The 16,212-nt window shown below is 64.9% G+C and carries 13 protein-coding genes; 10 read left to right on the top strand and 3 right to left on the bottom strand.

Annotated elements, in window-relative coordinates; all coding sequences use genetic code 11:
- Complete coding sequence (locus ACVIIV_RS23525; protein WP_456746273.1) at positions 1–888, bottom strand: hypothetical protein; 888 nt, start codon at positions 886–888, stop codon at positions 1–3.
- A gap of 357 nt (positions 889–1,245) precedes the next feature.
- Between ACVIIV_RS23525 and ACVIIV_RS23520 the strand changes: the two genes are divergently transcribed.
- The 6 genes from ACVIIV_RS23520 to ACVIIV_RS23495 all read left to right on the top strand — a co-directional run bounded on the left by ACVIIV_RS23520 (position 1,246) and on the right by ACVIIV_RS23495 (position 8,451).
- The gene (locus tag ACVIIV_RS23520; protein ID WP_456746272.1) at positions 1,246–1,485 is read left to right on the top strand and encodes a hypothetical protein; all 240 of its coding nucleotides are present in this window, start codon (positions 1,246–1,248) and stop codon (positions 1,483–1,485) included.
- A 120-nt stretch (positions 1,486–1,605) separates the two neighbouring features.
- Positions 1,606–1,968, top strand: a complete 363-nt coding sequence (locus ACVIIV_RS23515; RefSeq protein WP_456746271.1) for a hypothetical protein — start codon at positions 1,606–1,608, stop codon at positions 1,966–1,968.
- 55 nt (positions 1,969–2,023) lie between these two features.
- Positions 2,024–3,298: a divalent metal ion exporter subunit IhpA gene (gene ihpA, locus ACVIIV_RS23510; protein WP_456746270.1), complete on the top strand. Its 1,275-nt coding sequence runs from the start codon at positions 2,024–2,026 to the stop codon at positions 3,296–3,298.
- A complete protein-coding gene (gene ihpB / locus ACVIIV_RS23505; protein ID WP_456746269.1) occupies positions 3,295–4,272 on the top strand; it encodes a divalent metal ion exporter adaptor subunit IhpB in 978 nt (325 codons plus the stop codon). Before ihpA ends, ihpB begins: the two co-directional genes overlap by 4 nt.
- A complete protein-coding gene (locus ACVIIV_RS23500) occupies positions 4,265–7,483 on the top strand; it encodes an efflux RND transporter permease subunit (RefSeq protein WP_456746268.1) in 3,219 nt (1,072 codons plus the stop codon). Before ihpB ends, ACVIIV_RS23500 begins: the two co-directional genes overlap by 8 nt.
- Before the next feature lie 2 nt (positions 7,484–7,485).
- Positions 7,486–8,451, top strand: a complete 966-nt coding sequence (locus ACVIIV_RS23495) for a cation diffusion facilitator family transporter (protein ID WP_456746267.1) — start codon at positions 7,486–7,488, stop codon at positions 8,449–8,451.
- Positions 8,452–8,505: 54 nt separating this feature from the next.
- Here ACVIIV_RS23495 and ACVIIV_RS23490 read toward each other — a convergent pair whose 3' ends face one another.
- Both ACVIIV_RS23490 and ACVIIV_RS23485 read right to left on the bottom strand, forming a co-directional pair.
- Complete coding sequence (locus ACVIIV_RS23490; protein WP_456746266.1) at positions 8,506–8,775, bottom strand: hypothetical protein; 270 nt, start codon at positions 8,773–8,775, stop codon at positions 8,506–8,508.
- Positions 8,776–8,805: 30 nt separating this feature from the next.
- Positions 8,806–9,666: a class I SAM-dependent methyltransferase gene (locus ACVIIV_RS23485; RefSeq protein ID WP_456746265.1), complete on the bottom strand. Its 861-nt coding sequence runs from the start codon at positions 9,664–9,666 to the stop codon at positions 8,806–8,808.
- A 491-nt stretch (positions 9,667–10,157) separates the two neighbouring features.
- On the opposite strand from ACVIIV_RS23485, the gene ACVIIV_RS23480 reads away from it, so the two are divergent.
- The 4 genes from ACVIIV_RS23480 to ACVIIV_RS23465 all read left to right on the top strand — a co-directional run bounded on the left by ACVIIV_RS23480 (position 10,158) and on the right by ACVIIV_RS23465 (position 16,121).
- Positions 10,158–11,672, top strand: a complete 1,515-nt coding sequence (locus ACVIIV_RS23480; RefSeq protein WP_456746264.1) for an outer membrane protein — start codon at positions 10,158–10,160, stop codon at positions 11,670–11,672.
- Positions 11,673–11,867: 195 nt separating this feature from the next.
- Positions 11,868–13,127: an IS4 family transposase gene (locus ACVIIV_RS23475; protein ID WP_456746263.1), complete on the top strand. Its 1,260-nt coding sequence runs from the start codon at positions 11,868–11,870 to the stop codon at positions 13,125–13,127.
- A gap of 342 nt (positions 13,128–13,469) precedes the next feature.
- A complete protein-coding gene (locus ACVIIV_RS23470) occupies positions 13,470–14,084 on the top strand; it encodes a hypothetical protein (protein WP_456746262.1) in 615 nt (204 codons plus the stop codon).
- A gap of 180 nt (positions 14,085–14,264) precedes the next feature.
- Positions 14,265–16,121, top strand: coding sequence for a caspase family protein (locus ACVIIV_RS23465; protein WP_456746261.1), 1,857 nt, complete (start codon positions 14,265–14,267; stop codon positions 16,119–16,121).
- The last annotated feature ends 91 nt before the right edge of the window (positions 16,122–16,212 follow it).

Genomic DNA, 16,212 nt, shown 5'->3' with positions numbered 1-16,212 from the left:
CTACGGCACCGGAATCGCACGCGGACTGCGATGGAAGCGATTTGAGCTCGCCATCCAGTTCGGCAACGGTTCTCCATCACGATGCCGGCCGCCGGCGACGGCTGCAGCCCAGGCCACCGCGGCGCCGATCAGGGTCGCGGCAGCGACCGAGAACGCCACGATGATCGAGTTGCGCCGCGCGCGGTTGATGGCCGTCTTCGAGTCTGCGATCAGCGCATTGACCCGCCGCTCAGAGTCGGGGGCCGCCAGTCCCGTGACGGCGGCGACCTGTTGCACGAGGTAGGCCCGGTCATCGGTGCTGACGCCGCTGTGGCTGGACGACGTCATCAGGATGCGTCCTGCTTCGGCGCGTGCTTCCCTCAGATCAGTGTTCGGCGGGCGGCGCGGCGCGCGGAACAGCTTGTCGAGCTCATAGCTCAACAGAGGCTCGGCCGCAGACATGTTGCTTGCCGAGCTGCGCATCGGCGAACGGTCAATCGCAGCAGCGCCGAGAAGCGCGAGCAGAGCAGCGCCGAGCAGCACTGCGAGAGCCCAGGCCATCAGGCCATGCAGGCCGTCGCGCCGCTCGCCATCGTCCTCGATCTTGGCCGGCGCCGGCGCCGGCCGCGTTGTCCGGCCGGCGATGTAACCGCCGAAGCCGAAGCTGATGATGGCCTGGATGATCAGATACAGCCCGGAGAGCAGCGCCAGCGCCGCCGAGGCATCACGCCAGGTCGGCGAGGCCGAACTGACACCAAGGCCGATGGCAACACCAAAGCTCAGCAGGATGAACGACATCGCGCCGGCGGCGAAGGCGCCGGCCAGCACCGGGCTCCAATGGATGATCCGGCGGTCGTCGGCAGCTGCGACCCCGCCCTCCATCACGTCTTCCCGTACGAGCGTTTCCATTGCCGTTCTCTCAGCGCAGGCCGAAGAACGACAGGATCGCCATGATCACGACGATCAAGCCGATAAGATAGATCAGTCCGTCCATAGTCCCATCCTCCTCAACAGTTTGGTCGCTAATGAGAAGCAATGAGGAACGTTCCTAATTTCGCATCAGGTGCGGAACGAACCGGCGAGTCAGGAATTATCCGTTCAAGTCCCAAGGATAGAGAATGTGAGCACATGAGGCCTCAGCCGGTCCGTCCGGCTGGGGCCTTTCCGCGTTGCGGCCAGCTTGCGATCCCTGTCCTATGTTAACGACGCCAAGGCCGGGATCATCAATGATGCGATCGGGCGGAACCTCCAGATCGGGAGAGGCGCGTGGATCGCAGAACGGCATGCCTGCATCAAGCGAATGCATTCCGGGAGAAGGCCCTCGCCGATCCCGAGCACCACGACCAATGGATCGATGAAGCCATCAAATGGCTGGAACGGGCGATGGAAGCGAGCTGTCACGCCGTCATCACCATGGAGGCTGACGATGGCAGCGACGTTCCGGAGCCGGCCCCCACGATCGAAGCCATGGCCCCACCACATCGGCGCGTCGTTGTCCGCCAGTGAAAGGCGCTGGCGACGTACGCACCGCTGCGGCAATTGTTCCAGGGACGTAACAATGTTGCGGGTCGACACTGTTCCCGCGCCCATGCTAGGCCGAGCACAGACCGTAACCAGAGTGACGTCGTGCTCGCAAACCGCCAGCCCTCAGGATCTTGCCGCTCGCGCAACTGGCGCGCGCTGCTGTCCGTGCTGATCGCGGCTGTCTATCTGCTCGCGAGCACGCTGCACGGCTCGCACGACATCGACGTCAGCACGCCCGGCGGCGGCCCGGAGATCGCTGCGGTCCTTGACGGCGCCGTGGGCCACAGCGACCACAAGGTCATTGGCAGCCATCACTGCCATGGCTGCTTCTCGCTGACGGTGACGCAGCCGGCGCCATTGACCGCATCGGTCACGCTCGTGTCCGCAACGAGTCCGCGACCTGCACCCCGGCTCGCTGGAATTGTCCCGGATACCGACTCCCCGCCTCCCAAACATTTTGCCTGAACGGATTGGTCGGGCGTCCCGCGCCTATTAGGTTCATCCTTCACAGGTCGGTTTCATGTTTTGCAGGAGAATGGCCGCGCGCCTGGCGTGCGCGGCGGCGTGTCTGGTTGCCGGAATGGCGCTTGCGCCGTCTCACGCCCAGACCTTGACGATGCGGAGCGCGTTGTCGCGCGCGCTGGCCGCAAGCCCGCGTCTGACGGCGGCGGAGCGCGACGTCGGCATCGCCACGGGCCAGCGCATCCAGGCCGGCGCCCTCCTCAATCCGGAACTGTCCTACGAACAGGACGATTCATTCGGCTCCGGCAAATATCGCGGGACGCGATCGGCCGAGACAACGCTTCAGATCAGCCAGGCCTTCGAGCTGTTCGGCAAGCGCGACGCGCGGATCGCCGCTGGAGCGGCCGGCATCGAGGTCGCCGCGATCCAGCGCAAGGCTGTCAGGTTGGAGGTGCTGTCGGAGACCGCGATCGCCTTCCTCAGCGTGCTCGGCGCGCAGCGGCGCATTCAGATCCTCGACGAGCAGATTGCCGCCATCGACCGTTTGACGCCGCTTCTGCGCCGCCGCGTCGAGGCCGGCGCCTCCTCGCCGGCCGAGACCGGCCGCGCCGAGGTCGCCTCCGCCCTCGTGAGAGCAGATCGTGAGCGCTTCAAGGCGACGCTGGCCAGCGCCCGGCGCGAGCTTGCGGTGTTGATGGGCGATCCCGCCGCAAAATTCGGCGACGTCTCCGGCCGGCTCGACACCACAGGACGCCCGCCCGCGTTCCAGGCGGTGGTCGCCGCCATCGACGCCAATCCGCAACTGGTGCGCTGGACCGCGGTTTACGCGCAGCGCAATGCCGAGCTGCTGCTGGCGCGGCTCAAGCCCTATCCGGACGTGCGGATCGCCGCCGGCTGGCGTCACTACAACGAGACCAATGACGATGCCGTGCGCCTCACTCTCTCGGTGCCGATCCCCGTGTTCGACCAGAACCAAGGTAATATCCTCTCGGCGCAGGAAAGCCTCGCCAAGACCCGTGCCGAGCGCGAGGCCAACCGCAACGCGCTGGTCGTGATCGCCGGCCGCGCCTACGACTCGCTCCAGGGCTCGCTGCGGGAGCTCGCGGTGCTGCGCGAGACCGCCATTCCCAAGGCCGTCGAGGCATCCGAGGCGATCTCGCAAGGCTATGGCCAGGGTCGCTTCACCCTGCTCGAGGTGCTCGACGCCCAGGCCAGCGTCACGCAGGCGCGGCTGCGCGAGCAGGAGGCGCTGCAGAATTTCCATGCCGGCGTCGCGACCATCGAAGGCCTCGTCGGCAATCCCTTCACGCTGGCGCGGGAGAGCGCACGATGAGGACCTCCTCCACCATTCTCATCGCCATCGTTGCCGCCGCGCTCGGCGCCTACTTCTATGCCCTGCTCGGCCCGGCCAAGCTCGCACACACCGAGCATGCCGAACATTCCGAACAGAAGAAGCCGAACGACCATGTCGAGCAGGACGAGCACGGCGCCGACCGCATCCGCATCTCCGACGTCAAGCTGGCGGCCGCGGGGGTCACGCTCGCCGAGGCCGCGGGCGCGACGCTGACCGACACGCTCGCCTTCAACGGCATCCTGCGCGCCAACCAGGAAGCCGTGGTGCAGGTGACACCGCGCTTCCCGGGCCTCGCCAAATCGATCCTGAAGCGCATCGGCGACAAGGTCGCCAAGGACGACCTGCTCGCCGCGATCGAGAGCAACCAGAGCCTCACAGTTTACGAGCTGAAAGCGCCGATCGCCGGCACCATCATCGAGCGGCAGATCTCGCTCGGCGAATATGCCTCCGAGCAGAAGCCGGCCTTCGTCGTCGCCGATCTCTCCACCATCTGGGTTGACCTGTCGATCTACCGGCAAGACTTAAGGCGCGTCCGCATCAACGACGAGGTGCTGATCGATCCCGACGACGGCCGCGGCGAGATCAAAGGCACGATCTCCTACATGGCGCCGATCGGCTCGAGCGAGACCCAGACCGCGCTGGCGCGCGTGGTGCTGCCAAACCCGGACGGACGCCTGCGCCCCGGCCTGTTCGTCACGGCGCGGCTGATCCTCGCGGCGCGCAACGTCGCGGTCGCCGTGCGCCGTAGCGCGATCCAGACGCTGGAGAACAAGACCATCGTGTTCGTGCGCGAGGACGGCGACAAGATCGAGGCGCGCCCTGTCGAAACAGGGGATTCCGATCCGAAGTTCGTCGAGATCAAGGCCGGTCTTGCGGCCGGCGAGCACTACGTCGCGGAGAACAGCTTCGTCGTGAAGGCGGAGATGGGCAAGGGCGAGGCCGAGCATGATTGAGCGTCTCATCGCCGTATCGCTGCATCAGCGCTGGCTCGTTCTCATACTCGCGCTCGGCGCCCTCGCCTTCGGCGCCTGGAATTTCCAGCGCCTTCCGATCGACGCCGTGCCTGACATCACCAACGTCCAGGTCCAGATCAACACCCGCGCGCCCGGCTATTCGCCGCTCGAGACCGAGCAGCGCATCACCTTCCCGGTCGAGACCGCGATGGGCGGCCTGCCCAAGCTCGACTACACCCGCTCGCTATCGCGCTACGGCCTCAGCCAGGTGACGGTGGTCTTCAAGGACGGCACCGATATCTATTTTGCCCGCCAGCTCGTCGGCGAACGCATCCAGCAGGTGAAGGACCAGCTTCCGGCGGGCGTCGAGGTGGCGATGGGGCCGGTCTCGACCGGTCTCGGCGAAATCTTCATGTACACCGTCGAGGCCAAGGCGGGCGCCAAGACGCAAGGCGGTCACGACTATTCGCTGACCGATCTGCGCACCGTGCAGGACTGGATCATCCGGCCGCAGCTTCGCAACGTGCCTGGGGTGATCGAGGTCAACACTATCGGCGGCTTCGAGCGGCAATTCCACGTGTTGCCGGATCCCGGCAAGCTGATGGCCTACCGGCTCGGCTTTCGCGACGTCATGACCGCGCTCGCCGCCAACAACGCCAATGTCGGCGCCGGCTATATCGAGCGCAATGGCGAGCAATACCTTGTTCGCTCTCCCGGTCAGGTCGGCAATATCAGCGAGATTCAGGACATCGTCATCGGCTCGCGCGGCGGCAATCCCGTCAGGATCAGGGATGTCGCGACCGTGACGGAAGGCCGCGATTTGCGCAACGGCGCGGCGACGTGGAACGGCGAGGAGACCGTTCTCGGCACCGCCATGCTGCTGATCGGCGAGAACAGCCGCAGCGTGGCCCGCCGCGTCGCAGCCCGTCTCGAGGACATCGCCAAGTCGCTGCCCGAGGGCGTCGTGACGCGGACCGTCTACGACCGCACCGATCTGGTCGAAGCCACGATCCGCACCGTCCAGAACAACCTCCTGGAAGGCGCCGCGCTGGTGGTGGCCGTGCTGTTCCTGATCCTCGGCAACATCCGCGCTGCGCTGGTGACGGCCTGCGTCATTCCTCTGTCCATGGCGATGACGATCACCGGCATGGTCGAGACCAAGGTCAGCGCGAACCTGATGAGCTTAGGTGCGATCGACTTCGGCATCATCGTCGACGGCGCGGTGATCATCGTCGAGAACTGCCTGCGCATGCTGGCCGATGCCCAGCGCAAGAAAGGCGGCCTGCTGACGACCTCGGAACGGCTGCGCGCGATCCTGCGCGGGTCGAGCGAGGTCATCAAGCCGAGCCTGTTCGGAACGCTGATCATCGCGGTGGTCTATCTGCCCGTCCTGACGCTGACCGGCGTCGAAGGCAAGATGTTCACGCCGATGGCGCTGACCGTGCTGATGGCGCTGGGCGCCGCCGTGCTGTTCTCCATCACCTTCGTGCCGGCGGCCGTTGCCATCTTCGTCACCGGCAAGGTGTCCGAGCACGAAAACCTGTTCATGCGGATGGCGAAGCGCGCCTATCTGCCCCTGCTCCGCTTTGCCATCGACAACCGGGGCGCGGTCGCCATCATGGCCGTCGTGATCGTGGTTGCGAGCGGCATCGCCGCCGCGCGCATGGGCGGCGAATTCATTCCGAGCCTGGACGAAGGCGACGTCGCGCTGGCCTCGATCCGGATTCCCGGCACCAGCCTCACCCAATCTCTGGACCTTCAGAAGGCGCTGGAAAAGCGCATCAAGCAAATTCCTGAAGTGAGGGAGTTCTTCACCCGCATCGGCACCGCGGAGATCGCCACCGACCCGATGTCGCCCGCGCAGACCGACGGCTACATCATGCTGAAGCCACGATCGGAATGGCCCGACCCTGACAAGACCAAGTCCGAAGTGATCGAGGCCATCGAGCATGCCGCTGACGAGATTCCCGGCAGCGCCTATGAAATCTCCCAGCCGATCCAGTTCCGTGTCAACGAGCTGATCTCGGGCGTGCGCACCGACGTCGGCGTCAAGATCTTCGGCGACGATCTCGACATCCTGCAAGGCGCCGCCAAACAGGTGGAGGCCGCAATCCGCGGCATTCGCGGCGCCAGCGACGTCAAGATCGAGCAGGTCGCGGGCCTGCCGATCCTTACCGTTCGTCTCGACCGCCAGGCGCTGGCCCGCTACGGCCTCAGCGTGGGCGAGGTGCAGGGCATCGTCGAGATCGCGGTCGGCGGCAAGTCGGCCGGCAAGCTGTTCGAGGGCGACCGCCGCTTCGACATCGTGGTGCGCTTGCCGGAGCATCTGCGCGGCAATCTCGAGGCGATCCGCGCAATCCCGATTCCGCTGCCGCCGGGTGAGGAGGCCGGCTCCGGCCCGGCCATTCGAACCGCGCTGTCCGCCTCCCCGCTCACCCTGATACGCTATGTGCCGCTGTCGTCGGTCGCGACCGTCGATGCGACGCCCGGGCCCAACCAGATCAGCCGCGAGAACGGCAAGCGGCGCATCGTCGTTACCGCCAATGTCCGCGCGCGCGATCTCGGCTCCTTCGTCACCGAGGCCGAGGCGGCGGTGGCCGAGAGGGTCAAGCTGCCGCCGGGTTACTGGATTGGCTGGGGCGGACAGTTCGAGCAGCTGGTCTCCGCGACCAAGCGGCTGATGATCGTGGTGCCGGTGGCGCTGCTGTTGGTGTTCCTGCTGCTGTTCATGGGCATGGGATCGGCGGCTGATGCGGCGCTGGTATTCTCCGGCGTGCCGCTGGCCCTGACCGGCGGCGTCGCCGCGCTGCTGCTACGCGACATCCCCCTATCCATCAGCGCCGGCGTCGGCTTCATCGCGCTGTCGGGCGTCGCCGTGCTCAACGGGCTCGTCATCATCGCCTTCATCGAGCGGCTGCGCAGCGAGGGGCACTCCGTCGTGGATGCCGTGCGCGAGGGCGCGCTGACGCGGCTGCGCCCGGTGCTGATGACGGCGCTCGTCGCCTCCCTCGGCTTCGTGCCGATGGCGCTCGCCACCGGCGCCGGTGCCGAGGTGCAGCGGCCGCTCGCGACCGTGGTGATCGGCGGCATCATCTCCTCGACCGTGCTGACGCTCTTGGTGCTGCCGGCGCTCTACGTGCTGTTCCGCCGTGACGTCGCGGGCGAAACGCCTACAATGGCGCCTGATTTGGCAGCGTCCGCGGAGCGCTAGAGGTGGCCGGTCACGACCATCACGGACATCATCACCACGATCATGGCCATTCGCATGAGCACGGCCATGCTCATGGCCACGGGCATGTCCATGCGCCCGCCAGCTTCGGCAAGGCGTTTGCGATCGGCATTTCGCTCAACACGGCGCTGGTCGTGGCCGAAGCCATCTACGGCTATATCGGCAACTCCACTGCCCTGCTGGCCGACGCCGGCCATAACCTTTCCGACGTGCTCGGCCTCGTCGTGGCCTGGGGTGCATCGATCGCGGCGCGGCGCGCGCCGAGCGGCCGCTTCACCTATGGCCTGCGCGCCTCTACGATTCTGGCAGCACTTGCGAACGCGGTGTTCCTGCTGGTCGCCACCGGCGCGATCGGCTGGGAGGCGATCCTGCGCCTGCAACAGCCCGAGCCGATCGCCGGCGTGACGGTGATGGTGGTCGCCGGCGTCGGTATCCTCATCAACGGCTTTACGGCCATGTTGTTCGCGCGGGGACGCAAGGACGACATCAACATCGAAGGCGCCTATCTGCACATGGCCGCCGACGCCGCGGTCTCGCTCGGCGTCGTGGTCTCGGCGGCGCTGATCGTCTGGACCGGCTGGCTCTGGCTCGATCCCCTCACCAGTCTCGTCATCTGCGCCACCATCCTCTGGAGCACGACCAGCCTCTTGCGCGGCTCGATCGACATGTCGATGGCGGCCGCCCCCAAAGGCACCGACCTCGCCGCGATCAGGGCGTTCCTGCTGGCGCGGCCGGGTGTCGCCGCCATCCACGACCTCCACGTCTGGCCGATCTCGACCACCGAGACGGCGCTGACCTGCCACTTGGTCATGCCCGCCGGCACCGACGACGCATTCCTGATGCAGACGGCGCAACTACTCAAGACATCCTTCCGCATCGGCCACACCACGCTTCAGGTCGAGACGCATCCCGACAATGGCTGCGCGCTGGCGCCGGATGATGTGGTGTAGGGCACAGGACCATCCGCGCTCGTCATTGCGAGCGCAGCGAAGCGGAGCGCTGGCCTAGCTCTGCTCCTTGGTGAACCACTGCACGCCGGCAGCAGAAATCTCGAGTATCAAAGCGCGTGACAGTTGCCTCCACGGCAGCGCGCTATCATCGAACTCCACCAACTCATATCTGCGGCCGCAAGTGACCCAGCTGGTGCACGGTGCGGCGTTCGGTTTTTCGTTCCAGGGAATCAAGGCCCTTCGCTGCAGTTCCGCGATTGCCTCCTGCCTCGTCCGAAACTCGCCCTGCCATTCAGCGTGCGACTCGTCTTCAATGACAAACATTGCGAGATTCCTGGAGCAAGTTGGCCACCGCTAAGCCCCTTTCGCGGTCACGATCCAGATCGCGCCCTGCAGCGCCACGCTCTGCCCCTTCAGGAACGGCGCGAGCGTTTCGCGGATCGAAGCCTTGGCAGCCTCGTAGGTCTCCGGCGGATGGCCCTGGAGCGCGCGGCTGGCGGGGCCGATCTGAAGCGCGCCGTCGACGGCCGCATCGAGACCGCTGCCGATCGCGATATCCATCGCGAGGTTATGCGGCTCCATTGCCACATCCACGAAGCCTGCACCTTTGAGGATACGCATCACGCGCTCTTCCGAGGCGAAGGCGAACGGGCCCGGCTCCTCCGGCCCGACCGGCGGCATTTTCGGCACGTGCTTATAGACCGCCATCAGCGGCGCCATCATCCAGGGATTCTCCTTCGGCTCGCGCCAGCAGACGAAGGCGAGCCGCCCTGTCGGCTTCAGCGCGCGATGCAGGTTGATGAAGGACGCGACCGGATCGGCGAAGAACATGACGCCGAAACGCGAAACCAGGAGATCAAAGCTCGCCGGCTCGAACGGATACACCGTCGCATCCGCCAGCACGAAATCGAGCGGCAGGCCCTTCGGCGCCAGCACACGCGCCTGCGACAGCATCGGCTCGGACACGTCGAGCCCGAGCGCGAACCCGTTGGGCGCCACCGCTTTCGCGAAGGCGAAGGTCGTTGCACCGGAGCCGCAGCCGACATCGAGAACGCGTTCGCCCGGCTTCGGCTTGGCGCGGTCAATCAGCACGTCGGCAATGGGGCCGAGCAGATTCTCCTGCGCCGCATGGCGATCGGCCCAGCGCTGCCCGCTCGGGCCGTTCCAATAAGCGATCTGGTCGGCGTTCTCTGCGTGTCCGGCGGGTTGTTCCATTCGGGGCTCCATCGTCTGCCCCTGCTCGTATCATAGAAGCCAGTTCAGTCGAAAAGCCGAGATCGACCGCCAGGGACGGGAGAGAGCGTTTTGGAGGTCGCGACGGATTGCCGCGTCGCGCCCGGCGCCCGGTCCAAACCGCCCCCAATCGAAGGCTGATCATCGACATCGTGTTGACGCGCCGCGTCACCTCGCCAGCATGTTTCGCACCGTCACAACCCTCTGGTAATAAAGACATTCTTCTGAACGTCCATCCGGTCTCGTTGAAGACCAAAGCTCGCAAGCTGTGCTTGCGCGGGTTGAGACCGAAAGAGCAATGTCGCGAAAAGCCCGGCTCGCGGTTTGGTAGGCACATGCGAGCAGCACAGTTTCCGCGATTGTAGCCTTCCTGCAACAGCATTCTGAATCGAACTTCGTATGTTTGTCCCGAGGAGTCGACCTTGGCTGGCGAGCGGTCGCTTAGCCGCGGTTTGGTGGAATGGGATATTGGAATGAAGCAAGTTGCGCCCGCCCTTGTCGCATTGGTGACATTTTCCGCATCGGCAGTGGCTGCCGACCTTCCACGCAAATACTCCAAGCCACCGGCTGTCGCTGCCGCGGTCGTCAATTGGACCGGTTGCTACGTCGCGGGCGGTGGCGGGTACGGCATGTGGAATCAGGAAAATTCCACCTATGTCGACGGTCCGCCCCGGTTTCAGAATGCCGATACAATCACGACCGGCGGCCGCGGCTACTTCGGAACGGTGCAGGCGGGATGCGACTACCAGTTTGCGGCAGCCGGCGAGCGCTTCGTGATCGGAGCGTTCGGCGATTATGATTTCGCCAGTCTATCCGGGCGGCTCAATCCCTCCGGCTTCTCGATGGTTGGCGACGAGAAGATGAGCTCGGCCTGGGCAGTCGGCGGCCGTCTCGGCTGGCTGGCGACGCCGAGCCTGCTGACCTATGTCTCGGCAGGTTACACTGAGGCGACCTTCGACCGTACCGACTTCAATTTGAACTTCCCGCCGTTCGGAGTTGCAGCCGGGCTGTATCAAGACAAGCGAACCTACAACGGCTGGTTCATCGGCTCCGGCGCCGAGTACGCGCTAGGCTTCCTGCCGGGCCTGTTCTGGAAGACCGAATACCGGTTCTCCGAGTTCGATGTCGGCACCAATGCGATCAGGGACACGGCAACCGGATTGCCGATCGGCTTCTCGGAAGATTCCAAGAAGTTCGTCCACACCGTTCGCAGCGAGCTGGTCTACCGCTTCAACTCGGGCGGTCCGGCCGCTGATGTGGCGGCTCAAACTTATCTGAAGGCCCCACCGGCCCCCGCGCCCGTCACGAACTGGAGCGGCTGCTACATCGGCGGCGGTGGCGGGTATGGGCTGTGGAATCAGGACAACACGAGCTATCTCGACGGTCCTCCCAGAACCCGGTTCAGCGATACAGCGACGACGGGGGGCCGCGGCTTCTTCGGGACCGTGCAGGGCGGCTGCGACTACCAGTTCGCGGCGGCAGGCGCGGCTTTCCTGGTCGGCGCATTTGGCGACTACGATTTCAGCAGCCTGGAGGGCCAGCTCAGCCCGCTTCGCTTCGGAATCGTCGGCGAGGAGAAGATGAGCTCGGCCTGGGCGGGCGGCGGCCGGCTCGGCTGGCTGGCGACCCCAAGCGTCCTGACCTATTTCTCGGTCGGCTATACCGAAGCCAGCTTCGACCGTACCGATTTCACCCTCAACGCTGCGCCGTTCGGGAGACCAAGCGGCGTGTTTATGGACAAGCGTACCTACAAGGGCTGGTTCATCGGCGCCGGCGAAGAACACGCGCTGAAGATCGTGCCTGGCCTGTTCTGGAAGACTGAATATCGGTTCTCTGAATTCGACACCGGAACAAACGCCATCCGCGACACGGCAACGGGTCTGTCGGTTGGAGCGTCGATCGATTCCGAGAAATGGGTTCATGCCGTTCGCAGCCAGCTGGTCTATCGCTTCAACTGGGGCGGAGGCCCCGTCGTGGCGAAGTACTGATCACGCCACTGCTGATGGTCGCTAAGGCAAAGCCCCGGTGCGTCCCTAGCATATTCACACATCTCGGGGCCGGCGGCGTCTTGCCAGATCGTCTGAAGTCTGAATCCATCGGAGCGTTGTGCCGATGGAGCGAGTGATGGAAGGCGGATTGGGACGGTTTGGAGACCGGCGCCTGGAAAAAGGGGTGCCCGTTTGTTGGCCCGCCTTATCAGCGTCGGTCAGTCTGGGATCAGTGTTCGGCGGGTTGGCGGGGATCGAGCTGGCGAGATCCGCATCACGCGTTTCCTTCGCAATCGGCGGGTGACCCCGGAGGAGATGGTGACCACGGCCCGGTTGCGGACCGCAGGGCTGGTCAGAGGTCGCCATGTTCTGGCGATCCAGGACACCACGACCCTGCGAGACGATGGCAAGCTCGACAGTTTGAACCTTCACGCGATGGTCGCCGTAGATGCCGATGACGGGGCATTGCTCGGGCTTGTCGATGCGACGTTCCTCAAACATGTCGGCGGCAAAAAGCGCCGGCGGGCCGTGCGGGCATTTGCGGATAAGGAGAGCCGTCGCTGGCTCGACGCCACCCTCACGGCGGCAGAGTTGGCAGCTCATGGGGCGGAATGTGTGACGGTAGTTGCCGACCGCGAGGGTGACATTTACGAGGAGTTTGCCTGCCGACCTGTCGAGACTGAACTGCTGATCAGGGCCAATTACGATCGAGCTCTGAAGGATGGTGGCACGCTCTACAACTGCCTCGATGACGTGCCAGAACTTGGCCGGGAAGTTATCGACGTATCGGCCAAGCCGGGCCAGATGGCACGTAAAGCCGTATTGGCATTGCGAACGCGGCAGATCAGCCTGCTGCGGCCAAGACGCAAATGCCCAGGTGAAGAGGCCAAACTGCCGAAGGAGGTCACGCTCACGCTGGTGGAGGCGCGTGAGGTCGATCCTCCGGCAAACGTCCCGCCGGTGCATTGGCGACTACTGACGACACACCAAGTGACAACACTGGCGTCTGCGCAGCAGATCACGCACCTGTATCGCCAGCGCTGGACTATCGAGCAACTGTTCCGTCTCATGAAGACCAAGGGCTTCAACATCGAAGCCGTATGTGTGGTCGACGGCGGCCCATTCGAGAACTTGACCGCGGCAACGCTGATCGCAGCGATCCAGGTCCTGCAAATGGTACGAGAGCGCGACGGTGCAGCAAACCGACCGCTCGACGATATGCTTGATCCTAAGGATCGTCCGGCTTTGGAGGCCGTTTGCCGAACCCTTGAAGGCAAAACCGATCGGCAAAAGAATCCGCACCCCTCGGGTTCGCTTGCCTACGCAACGTGGGTATGCGCGCGCCTCGGCGGCTGGACAGGATACTACAGCAAACCAGGCCCCATCACGATCCTCCAGGGCCTATTGGCCCTCAAGGCCATGCTCAGCGGCTGGAGAATCGCTCGCGATGTGTGAATCAACTAGGGTGCGTCCGGGGCTTTTCCGTTCTCGCCGGTATGGGGTGCCCGCCTCTTCTTGCCGCACCTTAGGCTGCGCCGGCCTCCATCGAGCGCCGCGCCTCCTTACACCGTCCTTTCGATCCGCAAGCTAGCGCCAGAACAGCGCCAGCAGCAGGATGACCGGGAGCGGAATTCCTAGCAGCCACAATAGGGCGCCTCGACCAAGTGTCATGGTGTCCGGCCTCTTCTAGCTTTGCCATAGACCAAGCCGCGAAGGCCCTCGGGAGTTCCGGCTCCAGGAACGGAAGATTTGAGGGTGCGTTGGAACAGGAAATGGAAGTTCGTGGAGGATCTCGCCATGGTCACACGTGCAATACCTAACCCCTTTTTTGGCTGGACATGGTCGGCCGTACTGGCTGGCATGTTCGCATCGTTGGTCGTCCAGATCTTGCTGACCATGCTCGGTCTCGGCATCGGTCTGCTCGCAATCGACATTCCCACAGCCTCAACGGCACCCGCTGGCGCCAGCTGGGCGGCGTTCGTGTGGTGGGCGGTGTCGGGAATCATTGCCGCCTTTGTTGGCGGTGCCGTTGCGGCAGCCAACTCGCCGGATCAGTCCGGACTCGGCCGCGTCGGCCACGCACTGGCTGCCTGGGCGGTCACGACTGTCGTCGTTGTGGCTGCGGCAGCGATGATGCCGGTGTCCGCGACCAGCATCGCCAGCAACCTGGTCGGCCCGTCATATACAGCGAGCGCCCGCATCGCCTATTGGACGAACAATACGGGACGGGACACGGTCGGTGCGACGGCGCGGCCGGCGACGCCGGCCCAGCTCGACGAGGCCCGCAAACACTTCTCGTACGTGATGTTTGCAAGCTTCTGTTCGCTTCTCCTCGGCGCAGGAGCCGCCTATGCCGCCGGCATGGCAACGACAGCCCAGACGGTGAGGGAAACGGCAAGGCCGATGACGTGACGGCACAACGCAGGGCTTGAGGACTGATCGCTGGCGGGGCGTGGGAGTGAAGGCTAACCACCCTCGCCGCCTGTCAACCCCACGGGAGAAGCGCGGCAGATTGTGACATCAGTCACGGACCGTCGGCTTGCCTTCCGCAAGGCTCCGGATACTCTGATCACATTGTGATTTGGGGCTGCGATGGGCGGGCTTCGGTTTTTTGGTTTGATCATTTTTACTGTCTGGCTTGGCTGCGGACCGGCACATGCCGAAAGGCGCGTGGCTCTGGTCATCGGCAATTCCGCCTACAAGAGCGTGCCGAGGCTGACCAATCCGGTGAACGACGCTTCGCTGGTCGGCGGCATGTTCAGGAAGGCCGGGTTCGACACCGTAGATGTCAAGCTCGACCTGAGCGTCGTCGACATGCGCAAGGCGCTGCGCGAGTTCGGCAGCAAGGCCCGCGATGCCGACGTCGCCGTCATCTATTATGCGGGCCACGGCATCGAGCTGGACGGCAACAATTATCTGATACCCACCGACGCCGCGCTGGAGACCGACACCGACGTCTTCGACGAGGCCTTCCCGCTCGATCGGGTGTTGTTCGCCATCGAGCCGGCCAAGCAGCTTCGCCTCGTCATTCTCGATGCCTGTCGCGACAATCCGTTCGCCAAGACGATGAAGCGGACGGTGGCCGCGCGCGCCATCGGTCGCGGCCTCGCCAAGGTCGAGCCGACCAGCCCGAACACCATGATCGCCTTCGCGGCCAAGGCCGGCTCGACCGCCTCGGACGGCGACTCCAGGAACAGCCCGTTTGCCGCGGCCCTGGTCGAGCGGCTGCCGACACCCGGCCTCGACTTGCGCAAGGCGTTCGGCTTCGTCCGTGACGATGTCCTCAAGAACACCGGCTACAAGCAGGAGCCCTATGTCTACGGCTCGCTCGGCGGCGACGACGTGCCGCTGATTGCGGCGAAGCCTGTCGTCGCCGGGCCCCAGGCAAATCCCGACAGCGAGATCCGGCGCGACTACGAATTGGCGCTTCAGCTCGGGACCCGTGACGGATGGACAGCGTTCCTCAACCGCTTTCCGGGCGGCTTCTATACCGATCTCGCCAAAGGCCAGTTGAACAAGATCGCCGCCGAAGAAACCCGTGCGATCACGGCAGACAAGGCCCGGCAGGCGGAAGAGGAGAAGGCCCGCCTCGCCGCCGAGCGCGCCAACAAGGCCGAACAGGAGAAGGCCGCAGCCGCGGCCAAGGCAGCCGAGGACAAGCGTCTCGCCGCCGAGAAAGCCAAGCAGGTCGAGGAAGCCAAGGCGGCCGCAGCCGAGCAGCGGCGCAAGGACGCGGAAGCGGCAGCAGCAAAGGCCCTGGCCGAGAAGCAGGTCGCCGAGAAAGCGCTGGCCGAGAAGCTGGCGAACGACAAGGCCGCCGCCGAGACGGCCGCCAAGCTGGGCGCGGAGAAACAGGCCGTAGCCAACGCGGAGCAGAAGGTCGCAGCGATAGCGCCCTCTTCGACCCCGCCGACAATGTCGCCGCAGGAAACGACGAAGCTGGTGCAGTCGGAGCTGCGCCGCGTCGGCTGTCTCTCCGCCTCCGCGGATGGGGACTGGAATGCCTCGTCGCAACGCTCGCTGACGCTGTTCAACAAATATGCCGGCACGAAGTTCGACGCCAAGCTCGCGAGCTTCGATGCGCTGGACGCGATCAAGGCCAAGCCGGGGCGCGTCTGCCCGCTGATCTGCGATCGCGGCTTCAAGGCGGACGGCGATGCCTGCGTGAAGATCACCTGTCGCGCCGGCTACCGCGTCAATGACGACAACGAATGCGAGAAGGTGCAGGACAAGAAGCCGATCGCCAAGCGTGACGACGCGCCCGCACGGGACACGGAACGCAAGAAAACCGAAGCTGCACCGTCCAAACCGCAATCGAGCGGACAAATCGTGTGCGGACAGGCCGGCTGCCGTCCGGTCCGGCCCGGGTGTCGCCTCGAAGGCATGTCGCCAGCGCTCATGGCGAAGGGCAATTTGGGCGGATACACAAACGTCGAAGTCTGCAACTGAGCTGCGCTCTGCGCCCCCGACCCGACGCAAGGTCTCATCTGTGCGCATTGCGGCCGCATTGGTTTCACCGAACGGCCACATCGGAATCAGA

The sequence above is a fragment of the Bradyrhizobium sp. USDA 4354 genome (assembly GCF_054060315.1).
The sequence above is the reverse complement of the archived record's forward strand: the minus strand, read 5'-3'. Positions and strand labels throughout refer to the sequence as shown.